The sequence below is a fragment of the Paenibacillus lignilyticus genome (assembly GCF_017942085.1).
Taxonomy (GTDB): domain Bacteria; phylum Bacillota; class Bacilli; order Paenibacillales; family Paenibacillaceae; genus Paenibacillus_Z; species Paenibacillus_Z lignilyticus.
The window spans coordinates 104,686-117,010 of record NZ_JAGKSP010000014.1 but is presented as its reverse complement, the minus strand read 5'-3'; the positions used below and the strand labels follow the sequence as shown (position 1 = coordinate 117,010).

Here is a 12,325-nt window from a genome sequence, read left to right as displayed (position 1 = left end):
GGGATGAGGTTTCGAACTGTAGTCGAGCTAGGCGGCAAGACCGCAACCGGCTTCGAGGTGCCGAGCGAAGCTGTGGCGTCGCTTGGGACAAGCAAGAAGCCGGCCGTTAAGGTGAAGATTGGCGCATATAGCTACCGCAGTACCGTTGCTTCAATGGGCGGACGCTTCATGCTGCCGCTCAGCGCGGAGAATCGCCAAGGCGCAGGAGTGGCTGCAGGCGAAGAGATTGAAGTCGAGCTTGAGCTGGATACCGAGCCGCGGGAGCTTGAGGTGCCCGAGGATTTCTCTGCCGCACTAGGCGGAGTACCGGCATCCCGATCCTTCTTCGATGGATTGTCTTACAGTAACAAACGCCGAATCGTGCTTGCAATAGACGGCGCGAAGACGGCTGAAACCAGGCAGCGGCGGATTGAAAAAGCGGTGCAGGCGTTAAGCGAGAGCCGTATTCCATAATACATGCAGAAGAGCTGCCGGGGGCGTGACCTCAGCAGCTCTTCTGCTCATTTCGATCGCGGATACGCGTAAGCTTCTCGGGGTTAGAGACCATATATACGGCTCGGATGGCGCTGAAATCCTCATTCGGTTCGAAGACGAGCGCAAGTGGAGGCCGACCTTCGCGCTGCAGTAGCAGTCCCTGCTGGCCGCTGATCGATACATGGAACAGCTGACCGTCCAGAGAGCCCTTGCTTGCTATGCCGGCAAAGAAAGCCGCAATGCGGCCGCGACCCAGAATTGGATAGATGGCGGCACGAACGATACCGCCGCCGTCGCTGATCATGACCGCATCTTCGGTCAGCAGATGAATGAAGCCCTCCAAACGGCCGGTATGAATCGCTTGCGTGAAGGACTGGACGAAACGTTCCACGGACGAGTCCATGGCCGTTTCATTGTCCGTGCGCGACAAGTGGCCAATCTTCGCGGAGGCGCGGCTGAAGATCTTGCGGCAGGCAGCTTCGGACTTCTCCAGCATGGCCGCGATGTCGGCGTAATCGTAACCGAACGATTCGCGCAGCACGAAGACGGCGCGCTCCTGAGGCGTGCAGGTCTGCAAGAGCACAAGCATGGCATAGCCGAGCTGCTCGCGCTGAATGACGCGCTCCAGCGGTGCATCCGGAGCCGCAGTGCCAAGCTCGATCACGGGCTCCGGCAGCCAGTGGCCCGTGTAGTTCTCGCGCTTGCGGGGCGCTGCTTTCATCACATTGAGCGCGCGGTTGGTGACCATTTTGACAAGGTAGGCTTTCGGGTGCGTCATATCGACCTTGCCCAGCTTGCTTATCGTAACGAACACATCTTGGACGGCATCCTCGGCTTCGCTCATCGAGCCGAGCAATCGATAAGCAATGGAAGTAAGCAGCGACTTGTGTTCGCGGTATAACTGTTCCACTTCTAACGTGCGATCGATCGACGTCAAGGCGCATCACCCTCCGATTCTAGATGCATTTTATCAAGATAAGAGCATGAAAGAAAGCCACCCTGGGCGGGGTGGCTTGTCAGTTCGTTCCGTTATTTCGCAAAACAGTCAGGGAACATGCCCGTAGCAATCGCGATCCGGTTCCAGCCGTTAATGGCATTGATGGCGAGGAGCAGAGCAACAAACTCGCTTTCATCGAAATGCTTGCGAGCTTCGTCGTAAACGCTCTGAGGCACGCCGCCCTCGGAGACGAGCGTAACCGCTTCGGTCAACGCGAGTGCAGCCCGTTCCTTCTCCGTGAATTGAGGGGACTCGCGCCACACCACGATCAGGTTCAGCCGGCGCTCGCTTTCGCCCATGGCGCGCAAATCGGTTGTGTGCATATCCACGCAGAACGCGCAGCCGTTGATTTGGGAAGCCCGGATTTTGACAAGCTCATAGATCACATTATCCGCAATCAGCTCTTTTGCCGTTCCATCTAGTTTTTGCATCGCTTGGTAAGCGGCTGGGTTGGCTTTGGATGCGTTCATTCGTAAGTGCATATCGATTCCTCCGTCGGATTCTATTTTTGTAGATACACGGGTAAGACAATTCAAGCTATCATTCTGTGACAGTGCGGTCGACTGATTTACAAAAAAAAGCTCCGAGCGCGCTCGGAGCTTTTTATGGCAGGTAATACCATTAAGTTATAACTATCCAATGGATCTCCGCGTGAACCGAAGCTCAGGCAGGCTGCTCCAGCAGGCAAGGATATAGGGGACACTATCGATTAGCTTAAGCAATTCCACCAACATGTAGGAAGTTGCTTTAAGAATCATCTGCCGATCTTCCGAAGAATGTTGCCTGTTCTGCAACAATCTCTTCTCCTATCGTCATGTAGATGCCGATTTACCTGAATTTGTTGCAAAATCTGCAACTTTAGGTTGCTTTAAACCATATAGCGAGCTAAATGTTGCAAAATCCGCATCATTTCTAACACTCCCGATGATCGGAGAGCTAAGCTTGGCCGACATGTCTCCAGTTCGGAAGCCGATCAAGCGTAATGCAGCTCGGGTGGTGATACACCTTCTTCAACTGCTCGTCAGACGTTGATTTGCCGTTAACTACGAAGCCTTCGCCCCATGTCATATACCATAGCCAAGGCGTGCGGCTCGCGATGAGCTGATCCGGATCCGGAATGGATCCGTTCTCGCCTAGCGCAATGAGCTTCTTGCCTCCGGCAAGCGCATCCACTTGCTCGAACGGCTTGCGCAGCGGTCCGTAATTGGCAGAAGGCGCGTAGATGTCGCAGCTGTCGATATCGGTTTCGTCTTCGCCCGGATACCACTCCTCCACATGCGAATTCCAGACCCAGATTAAGTTATGAAGCTGGTGCAGGTTCGTCAGTCGGTCGTACAGCAATCGCCATAGCTGCTTGCACGGTTCAGCGCCGAATGCGCCCCACCAGAACCAAGCGCCGTCTGCTTCGTGCAAAGGCCGCCATAGCACAGGTACGTTCGCATCCTGCAGCTTCTTAAGTTGCGCCGCAATGGCATCGATATCGGCCAGCAGCAGCTGATGCTCGTTCGAATCAGGCTTCAGCGCGAGCGGAAGATTAAAGTCGGTGTTCTTCGTGTAGAACGTTTTGTCCGTACCGCCTGTAGGCGCGAACCAGTGCCAGGTCAAGGTTACGATCCCATTGTGGACGGTCGTCCACTCGATAGCGGACTCGATGGAGCCTTTGTTCTCTGCGATTTCCAGCAGCTTATGCGGGGTTGGATCTGCCGTCTCGGTAGCGTGCGTATAGCTGAGCAGGTCAAACCCGCGAATAGCAGGTTGTTTGCCCGTTAGACTTTCGATATAAGCGAATTCCTTCGCGGGTGTAAACCCGGAAGCGGTATGCTGACCCGTAAGGAGGCTCTTGCCAAACTGGCTGTTCAAGTAGTTCCACAGCGACACGGTTTCCGCCGTTGCCTTCGGATTGATCAGTTGGCGCGGCGTACGGCTCAGCTCCGGCGAGTCTACGGCGGATAACAGGAAGCAGTCGACTTCCACGCCGCTGTCCCAGGCTTTGAGCAAAGCAAGCGTATGCGTGCCGGTCTTTAGATAAACGCTGCATTGACGCTCTGTTACAAAACCGTCCGTCGGCCGTGATCTTACGTAACCGTAGCAATTGCCGTCGACGAGGAGCGCGTTGGACCGATAGCCGTCAGGTACCGCATAGCGAACGCTAAGCTCATAGAAGCCGTCCTCCTGAATCTGTACGTCAACCTCGAGCCAATCCCCTTCATTTTCCGTGCCAATCACATAACCGGCTCCGCTAAAACCAGGTGTCACATGTGCAACCGCAACGCCTTGGAAACGGCCCTCTTCGGCCTGAACGATAATCGAGCTGCTTGTTTTCATCGGCTAGTTCCTCCAATAGTCGGAATTGATTATTGTTCTTTCACTATATAGCAATTTTCCGGCCGGTTGAATGTACACATATCAAATGGAGGCTGTGCCGAGTCAGGCACCCTGAGGCCGCTTCGGACATAGACTAGGCTATAAACCAATGCTATGTACGAAAGGACTAGGTCATGTATCTCGATATAAGGAATAGCGTGAGTGAGTGGGTTCCCGGCTGGCAGTATGTGATGGAGCAAAGAGCGAAGGAGCGCGAGCAGCCGCTTACCTTCGTCCTCGTCCACGGTTCATGGGCGGATGCCGGCTTCTGGAATGGGGTCGCGGCCATGCTGCGCAGGATGGGACATCGCGTATATACCCCTGAATATCCGGGCCATGGCAGCGATCCGAATAAGAATGTGACGCATGCCATGATTACGAAAGCGGTAGCCGATTTCATCATCGCGAATAACTTGCGCGACATTGTGCTGGTCGGACACAGCTTCGGCGGATCGGTCGTGCAGAAGACCGCGGAGCTCGTTCCGGACCGGATCAAGCGGCTCGTCTTCATGGACGGTTTCGTGCTGGGCGACGGGCAATCCGTGGTGGATCAGTTTCCGCTTCCTGTGCAGCAAATGTTCGAGCAGCTAAGACAAACCTCGAAGGATGATTCGCTCGTGCTGCCGTTCCCGGTCTTTCGCGAGCTGTTTGTGAATTTGGCGGATATCAAGCTTGCGCAGCAGCTGTACAATGAAGCGAAGCCGGAGCCGGCTAAGCCTGCTTTTGAGAAGCTGGATTTAAAGAAGTTTTATAGTTTGACCATTCCGCGAAGCTATCTCTATCTGACGGAAGATAACTTGCTGCCGCAGGGGGAGGGCTATGGCTGGCATCCGCATATGTCGAGCCGGCTTGGCGTGTTCAGGCTGATTCGCTCGCACGGCGACCATATGACCTACTTCAGAACACAGCCCGGGCTTCTGGCGCAGAAATTGTATGAGGCTTCGAGAGATTGAACCGTATAGGAGAGCAGGGTGAGGGTATCGCCGCTGCTCTTTTTGCTATATAGAAGGGGATGTATTTATTTGGAAAATTATGATACAATGTGTATCTAAATTATGGAGGTGATGCGATGCCGGCTCGAGCGAAAGCGGCCATCAGGAGCTTGCGACCGGGTAAAAGCACGTTGAAATGGCTGGTTGTATTATCTTTTTTCGATGCGTTTGCGACAGATATGGGCATTCGACTGCGTGCGATTCATGAAGCAAACCCGTTCGCTGCTTACTTATACGAGACCGATCCGACCGTCTTCTACGCGTATAAGATTATTTTGCCGCTGCTTCTGTACTTCTTGATACAAAATGTATCAGAAACATCGTTTCTAAAAAAATGGATTCTCATCGTTACCCTCATCTACGGTCTGTTGGCCCTATATCATCTCGTATGGATGATCCTTGTTTTTGTGCTATAACCCGGGCATACTAACGCGAAGATTCGACGTGGAGGGTTCCGGGATGCATAAAAGATTGGCATGGTGGCAGCTGTCGTTAATCGGTATAGGCTCGATTATCGGGGCAGGATTCTTCCTGGGGAGCGGTCTCTCGATTGGGATGGCGGGGCCATCCGTGCTCATCGGCTACATCATTGCAGGGCTTGCGACCTTTATCGTGTTTGCCGCTTTGGCCGAAATGACCGTGAACGACCCGCAGCCGGGTTCGTTCCGCACCTATGCCAGATTGGCCTTTGGCCGCTCGGCGGGTTTTATGTCCGGATGGATCTACTGGCTGGCCGGCGTGCTGATTATGTCCAGCGAAATCGTCGCGCTGTCTACCTTTACGCAATATTGGTTCCCGAACATTCCGCTTGGTATCTTCTCCGTGCTCTATGCTGTGCTTGGGTTTGGCATTAATTTTATGGGCGTGCGTAATTTCGGCGCTATCGAGTCGGTGTTTGCCGTTATCAAGCTAACCATTCTTATCTTGTTCATCTTGTTTGGCGTACTGTTCGTGTGCGGCTTGCTTTCTGATTCGCCTAAGGTGCCGATTCAACCCATTGGCAGGCATGATTGGTTTCCGCACGGCTTAAGCGGGCTGTGGTCTGCTATGATTTTTGTCTTCTTTTCGTTCGGGGGCATTGAGGTCGTCGGGGTTACCGCATCCGAATTGAAGCGCGGGGAAGAGATTGCGAAGGCCGGGCTTACGCTCCTTGTGGTGCTGGTTCTTGTCTATGTGCTTGCCTTGTTCGGGGTACTCAAAATGACGGAGCCGTCAGCCATCAGCGACGCTGCCAGCCCTTTTGTCACGGCGCTTTCCGGTTTTCGCATTCCGTATCTGGGAACGCTGTTTAATCTCATTATCATCAGCGCGGCCTTCTCTACCATGGTCGGGGCGTTATTCGGCGTGAGTCGCGTGATGGTATCGCTGGCGGAGGATGGCGATGCCCCGCGTTCATTGAAGCAGGTAAACAGTCGCGGCGTCGCTTCAAAATCACTCTGGATTACAGCGGCTGCCCTGACCGTCACCATTGTCTGCTCGTACATACTGCCTCATACGATGTATGAATATGTGAGTACGGCTGCCGGGGCGATGCTGATCCTAAATTGGATTCTCATTCTGGCTTCTTCGCTCAAATTACGCAGCCGTTGTGAAACGAGTAGGGGCAAGCTTCGCATCTTTACGCATCCCTATGGCGCGTATGTCGGCATGGTGTTAATTCTTGTGGCCATCTCCGGCGCGCTTCTGCACCGCAATGAGCGGATTGGGCTGGGCCTCAGCTTGGCGTTGATTCTGCTCGTATTTGCAGCTTCCCGAATTGTACCCTATATCGGTCGGCGCCGCTGAAGTTGCTGCTGCGGGTATGAAAAGGCCGTGAACTGACTTCGCTGTAGTCAGCTTCACGGCCTTTTTCTTGGGCAGATTGCTGCATGTTCCATTTACAAATTCGCCGACCCTATATCATAATTTAGTTGTGCGGCAACTGGGGGATTTAGGGAGGCCATTAGAAATGAAAAAGTACTTTATCATTAGCCAGATTATTTACGTCCTCTTCTTGCTGCCATGGTTCGGGATATTCATCATGTCGTTCATGTCTTTCGACGCCGGCTTCAGTACGTGGAATGTGGCTTTTGTCTCCGCCATTGCGGCGTATCCGGCGGCTGCAATTGTTTGTTCGATCCTTGCCTGGGTATTTCATAAGCGTCGTAAAGGGTTAGCGAAGGCGGCTAATGCCGTGCCAATGCTCTGGGTAGCCGGGATCGTCGTATTGCTGGTCTATGTTTTTGTGGCCTAATGATTGAAATTATTGATTACTATGATGGATAACATTCGTTATACAAATCATACGGCCTAGCGTATCATCGTCCTATATGGTGATGAGCACCTCGCCGCTAATCATCTAAATTAGGCAAAAGGTGTGTGAAGAAGGATGAAGCATGAAGTGGAAATAGAGAGAATCACTTCGATTATCGATCATAGGGATGAACTGTCGGAGCTGCTGGCAGCGGTTGTTCAGGATGGTGCTTCGCTTGGGTTTCTCCCGCCGCTAAGCCATGCTGAAGCTGCAGAGTATTGGGCTCATGTGCCGGCTCCGGATGTCCGGCTGTATATCGCAACGATGGACAACCGGATTGTCGGAAGCGTGCAGGTACACTTGTGCATGAAGCCAAACGGCGGTCACCGGGCGGAGATCGCCAAACTAATGGCGCATCCCGAATATCGCCGGATGGGAATCGGGCGGATGCTCATGCAGACAGCCGAAGCTGATGCGAAGGGGGAGGGACGCTCCTTAATCGTGCTGGATACCCGGGAAGGTGACCCATCCAATCTCCTCTATACGTCGATGGGTTATATCCAAGCAGGCCGAATTCCCGATTACGCCATGTCAGCGGATGGCGGACTAGCTGCAACCATCATGTATTACAAGCTGCAGCCTACGGACTCAGAGATGGCTGCCACGTAACTAAATACGTTCCTCTGCGTCTATACAACGAGAAATAAGATACAGAGGTGTGTTTGGAATGACGATGACGAAATGGAAAGCAACCGCGGTTGGCGCGGCTGCCGGCATTGCCATTATGGTATGGGCAGGAACGGCGGCAGCTGCGGGGGAACAATTTACTGATTTACAGGGAGCCCGGTGGGCGGAAGATAGCATTACGTACATGGCGAAGCGGGGGACGGTAGCCGGTTACGGCAATGGCCGTTTTAAGCCGGAAGGTGCGGTTACCCGTGCACAGGCGGTCACCTTCATGGTGCGCGAGCTGTACCCGCAGCAGTTGGCAGATGGCGAACAGACGTATACAGACGTCCCGCGAAGCCATCCGTTCTACAAAGAAATTTCAGTTGCGGCCCGGATGGGATTGGCAGGCGGTTTCCCTGACGGTACGTTTCATCCGGATGCCCCAGTCAGCCGTGCGGAAACAGCCGCTTTTCTTGCTCGCGCATACGCCCTTCAATCCGGGGAGCGCACAGTGAGTCTGTCCGATACGACAACGCACTGGGCTGCAGCGCCTATTGGGATGATGAGCTCGAATGGGCTGATCGGCGGGTATGCGGACGGCACCTATCGACCGGATAAATCCGTTACGCTCGCGGAGTTTGCGGTGTTTATGACAAGAGTGATCCGGTTCGAGAGAGAGAACGCCATTCAGGCGAAGGACTGGGATAAGCTCCTATCTTATATGACCGTCAGCGAGCAGGTAGGGCAAATGCTCATGCCGGATATCCGGCAGTGGAAGGGGCAGCCCACGACGACGGTGAACGCCGGCATCAAGGAGACGATTCGCGATCAGGATCTGGGCGGTCTAATTCTATTCGAGAAAAATATCTTGAATGCCAAGCAGGTTACGACACTCACGCATGGGCTGCAAGCCGAAGCGGGAGACATACCGCTGTTTCTTGGCATCGACCAAGAAGGCGGCGTAATTAAGCGAATTCCCGGCGGCACGAACCTGCCCGGGCAGATGGCGCTTGGAGCTGCCCGGGATGCTTCGCTGGCCGAAGCCGCCGGGAAGCTCACGGGCGAGGAGCTGAAGGCGCTCGGCATGCAGCTTGATTTTGCGCCGGTGCTCGATATTAACAGCAATCCGGACAATCCGATTATCGGGATGCGCTCCTTCTCCTCGGACCCGGATGCGGTCACGCGGCTTGGGCTGGCGGAGATTAAGGGGCTGCAAGCCTCGGGCATTATCCCGGCGGTGAAGCATTTTCCGGGGCATGGCGACACGACGGTTGATTCCCATCTGGGACTGCCCGTACTGACGCATGATCGCGCGCGGTTGGATGCGGTTGAGCTGAAGCCTTTCCGCGCTGCCATCGAGGCGGGTGTGGAAATGATTATGAGCGCGCATATCGCGTTTCCGGCTGTAGATAATGAACATGTCATCTCTCGCAAAGACGGCAGCAGCGTACCCGTGCCGGCGACCTTATCGAAGAAGGTGCTGTCCGGACTGCTGCGGGAAGAGCTCGGCTTCCAAGGGGTTATCATATCCGATGCGTTTACGATGAACGGGATCGCGGAGCATTTTGGCGAGGAACAGGCGGTCGTGCGTGCGGTATCCGCAGGTATCGATATCATTCTGATGCCGCAGGATTCGGCGATTGCGCATCAAGCGCTGGTGAAGGCCGTTCATAACGGAACGCTCTCCTCAGAGGCGATCCATGCTTCGGTCAAACGAATTCTGCAGCTGAAAGCAAAATACGGCTTGTTTGGCGGCAGAGGCGGGAGTCTCTCTTCCAAGCTGGCTGCATTGCCGGCGGTTATCGGCACTGCGGCGCATCGCAAGGTTGAGCAGGACATTGCGGAACGCGCGGTTACGCTGCTCGCCGGGCGAGATGGAAACGATCCCGATCGTATCGGGGAAGGGGACCGGGTCGTCATTGCTGCAGCCGACGAAGAAATCGGCAAGCAATTGGATACACAATTACGACAAGCCGGAGCGTCGCAGCATCTGAGTACGGAGATCGTGATTATCGGGCCAGGGAAGACATCGGCTGCGCTGCCTAAGCTGAAAGGCGCGGATTACGTAATGGTAGCCTCCTACCAATTCCGCAACGTAGCCAGTCAGTTCGGGTGGTCGGATTACCAAACGGTAATCGATGAACTCAATAGGCTGGGCAAACGGTATGCGCTTGTGTCTCTGGGCAACCCTTATGAGCTGCTTTACTTACGGGACGTAAAGTCAGGCGTGGCGCTCTACGGGAAGCAGGAGCCGAATATCGGGGCCGGTATGAACGCGCTGCTCGGGCAGGCGGGGCTGCCCGGTGTATTGCCGGTACAGTAGTGAGAAGGGAATCACCTCACCAAAATCACACCGCATTCACGCTGAGAGTTCCGAAACACGACTCTCAGCCCCAAACTAACCTAATCCAACCCTACAACCGGAGCTGAGAGTCGCAAAACCGAACTCTCACCACCAAAAACACACTCAATTCTCGCTGAGAGTTCCGAAACACGACTCTCAGCTCTCAAACTAACCAATCTAGCCCCACAACCGGAGCTGAGAGTGGCAAAACTGAACTCTCACCACCAAAAACGCACCGAATTCACGCTGAGAGTTCCAAAACACGACTCTCAGCTCCCAAACTAACCAATCTAACTCCACAACCGGAGCTGAGAGTCGCAAAACCGAACTCTCACCACACAGTTAGCCACCGGGAGGAAGCGGCGATGCATCTATGGAATGAGCTGCAAGTACAACCTTCACCATTGCAGTTGATCTACGGTAAGCGCGGTTGGAGAAGATCAGAGGGTCCGAGCTGTATCTAACTATGATGCACGGGACCTTTTTTCTTGTTGTAAATTAACTGTGTACATAATATACTGATTATACAATACACAATTAATGAGGGGATGATGGTGATGGCAAAGCTTGCAATTGAAGCCGCCGGGCTGCGTAAGAGCTTCGGCAGTCAAACGGTGCTGGACGGCATCGACTTGGCGGTACCGAAGGGGACGATCTTCGCGTTGCTTGGACCAAACGGCGCAGGCAAAACGACACTTATTCATATTCTATCTACGTTGATCGAACCTGATGACGGCAGCGCGCGGATTGAAGGGTATGACATCGTGGCAAGCAAAAAAGAGGTGCGCCAGTCGATCGGATTGACCGGCCAGTTCGCCGCGGTCGACGAGGTGTTGACGGGGGCGGAGAATGTGAACATGATGTGCCGCTTGTCCGGTCTGTCGGCTGCGGAAAGCCGCGTCCGCACGGCGGAGCTGCTCAGAAGCTTCGATCTGGAAGCTGCTGCAGGCAAGCGCGTGAAGACCTATTCCGGCGGGATGCGACGCAAGCTGGACCTTGCGGTCAGCCTAGTCGTGCACCGACCGGTGCTGTTCTTGGATGAACCGACAACGGGGCTCGACACGGTGAGCCGCCGCGCACTCTGGGCGAATATCCAGCAATTGAAGGAGCAGGGCATCACGATCTTCCTGACGACGCAGTATTTGGAGGAAGCGGATCAGTTAGCCGACAGGATTGCGGTTATTAACCATGGTCGGGTGGTCGCATCCGGGACGGCCGCCGAGCTGAAGACGCGTGTGGGCGGCGAAGTAATCGAGCTGCGAAATAAGGACAATGAGCTGCTTCGCTCCCTGCCAACGAGCGGGACCATCGCAGATGTGTGGCAAACGCTTGGCAGCGTCGTTCATTCCTTCCCGGAAGGCACGCAAATCAGTATTCGCAAGCCGAGCATGGACGATGTTTTTCTGGCGTTAACGAGCATAGAGAAGGAGGCGTCACCGGCATGAGAACCTTGCAGCAACGGGCACCGAAGCCCGCATCCTTCGGCGTGACCAACCTTGTCTTCATCGGACGCAGCCTCCGTCACAGCCTGCGCAACGTCGAGTCGCTGGTGATGGCGATTATGCTCCCCGTTATGCTCATGCTATTGTTCACGTATGTGTTCGGCGGCGCCATTGATCCCTCGGGCGATTATGTCGTTTACGTCGTACCGGGAATCATCCTGCTGTGCGCAGGATTCGGTTCCTCCAGCACCGCAGTCGATGTCGCGACAGACATGACGAACGGCATCATTGATCGGTTCCGTACGATGCCGATCCGTTCACTTAGCGTGGTCGTTGGGCACGTGGTCGCGAGCCTGGTCCGTAATTTGCTGGCGACCTGTATCGTTATCGGCGTTGCTCTGGCCGTGGGCTTCCGCTCGGACGCAAGCGTATTGGAGTGGGCGGGCGCGCTCGGCGTCATCATCCTGTTCATCCTGACGTTCACCTGGTTATTCGCCGCGATCGGGCTGGTGACCGGGAGCCCTTCGGCCGCGAGCGGCTACGGCTTCGCACTGCTCTTCCTTCCGTATCTGTCGAGCGCCTTCGTGCCGACCAGCACGATGCCATCATGGCTGCAAGGTTTAGCCAATCATCAGCCGATCACGCCGGTCATCGAGACGATTCGCGGCCTGCTCTCCGGTACGCCGATCGGAGACAACGGCTGGTGGGCGATTAGCTGGTGCACGGTCATCCTGATTCTGGCCATCGTATGGTGCACGCTCGCGTTCCGCCGCAAAGCCGGCCAGCCGTAAAATAAAAAAGCAGCGATTC

General features: G+C 54.8%; 13 protein-coding genes. 9 read left to right on the top strand and 4 right to left on the bottom strand.

The window, feature by feature from the left end; translation table 11 throughout:
• Positions 1 to 3 precede the first annotated feature (3 nt).
• On the top strand, positions 4 to 453 hold the full coding sequence (locus I8J30_RS25390) for a YdeI/OmpD-associated family protein (RefSeq protein WP_210662896.1): 450 nt from the start codon (positions 4 to 6) through the stop codon (positions 451 to 453).
• Positions 454 to 484: 31 nt separating this feature from the next.
• Here I8J30_RS25390 and I8J30_RS25385 read toward each other — a convergent pair whose 3' ends face one another.
• The 4 genes from I8J30_RS25385 to I8J30_RS25370 all read right to left on the bottom strand — a co-directional run bounded on the left by I8J30_RS25385 (position 485) and on the right by I8J30_RS25370 (position 3,796).
• Positions 485 to 1,411 (bottom strand): sigma-70 family RNA polymerase sigma factor, encoded by a 927-nt coding sequence (locus I8J30_RS25385; protein WP_210662894.1) that lies wholly within the window; start codon positions 1,409 to 1,411, stop codon positions 485 to 487.
• Between the two features lie 92 nt (positions 1,412 to 1,503).
• Positions 1,504 to 1,953 (bottom strand): carboxymuconolactone decarboxylase family protein, encoded by a 450-nt coding sequence (locus tag I8J30_RS25380; protein ID WP_210662892.1) that lies wholly within the window; start codon positions 1,951 to 1,953, stop codon positions 1,504 to 1,506.
• 150 nt (positions 1,954 to 2,103) lie between these two features.
• A complete protein-coding gene (locus I8J30_RS25375) occupies positions 2,104 to 2,265 on the bottom strand; it encodes a hypothetical protein (RefSeq protein ID WP_210662891.1) in 162 nt (53 codons plus the stop codon).
• A gap of 142 nt (positions 2,266 to 2,407) precedes the next feature.
• Positions 2,408 to 3,796 (bottom strand): glycosyl hydrolase, encoded by a 1,389-nt coding sequence (locus tag I8J30_RS25370; RefSeq protein WP_210662889.1) that lies wholly within the window; start codon positions 3,794 to 3,796, stop codon positions 2,408 to 2,410.
• Between the two features lie 197 nt (positions 3,797 to 3,993).
• Between I8J30_RS25370 and I8J30_RS25365 the strand changes: the two genes are divergently transcribed.
• The 8 genes from I8J30_RS25365 (at position 3,994) to I8J30_RS25330 (ending at position 12,306) form a co-directional block, all read left to right on the top strand.
• Positions 3,994 to 4,788: an alpha/beta hydrolase gene (locus I8J30_RS25365; protein ID WP_338044947.1), complete on the top strand. Its 795-nt coding sequence runs from the start codon at positions 3,994 to 3,996 to the stop codon at positions 4,786 to 4,788.
• Positions 4,789 to 4,904: 116 nt separating this feature from the next.
• Positions 4,905 to 5,243 carry a DUF5658 family protein gene (locus tag I8J30_RS25360; protein WP_210662887.1) on the top strand — a complete coding sequence of 113 codons (339 nt, stop codon included), beginning with the start codon at positions 4,905 to 4,907 and terminating at the stop codon, positions 5,241 to 5,243.
• A gap of 43 nt (positions 5,244 to 5,286) precedes the next feature.
• Positions 5,287 to 6,612 (top strand): amino acid permease, encoded by a 1,326-nt coding sequence (locus I8J30_RS25355; RefSeq protein WP_210662885.1) that lies wholly within the window; start codon positions 5,287 to 5,289, stop codon positions 6,610 to 6,612.
• Positions 6,613 to 6,775: 163 nt separating this feature from the next.
• Complete coding sequence (locus I8J30_RS25350; protein ID WP_210662883.1) at positions 6,776 to 7,060, top strand: hypothetical protein; 285 nt, start codon at positions 6,776 to 6,778, stop codon at positions 7,058 to 7,060.
• 135 nt (positions 7,061 to 7,195) lie between these two features.
• Positions 7,196 to 7,729: a GNAT family N-acetyltransferase gene (locus tag I8J30_RS25345; protein WP_210662881.1), complete on the top strand. Its 534-nt coding sequence runs from the start codon at positions 7,196 to 7,198 to the stop codon at positions 7,727 to 7,729.
• 58 nt (positions 7,730 to 7,787) lie between these two features.
• A complete protein-coding gene (locus tag I8J30_RS25340) occupies positions 7,788 to 10,052 on the top strand; it encodes a glycoside hydrolase family 3 N-terminal domain-containing protein (RefSeq protein WP_210662880.1) in 2,265 nt (754 codons plus the stop codon).
• Positions 10,053 to 10,630: 578 nt separating this feature from the next.
• Complete coding sequence (locus I8J30_RS25335) at positions 10,631 to 11,518, top strand: ATP-binding cassette domain-containing protein (protein WP_210662878.1); 888 nt, start codon at positions 10,631 to 10,633, stop codon at positions 11,516 to 11,518.
• Positions 11,515 to 12,306, top strand: a complete 792-nt coding sequence (locus I8J30_RS25330) for an ABC transporter permease (protein WP_210662876.1) — start codon at positions 11,515 to 11,517, stop codon at positions 12,304 to 12,306. Before I8J30_RS25335 ends, I8J30_RS25330 begins: the two co-directional genes overlap by 4 nt.
• The last annotated feature ends 19 nt before the right edge of the window (positions 12,307 to 12,325 follow it).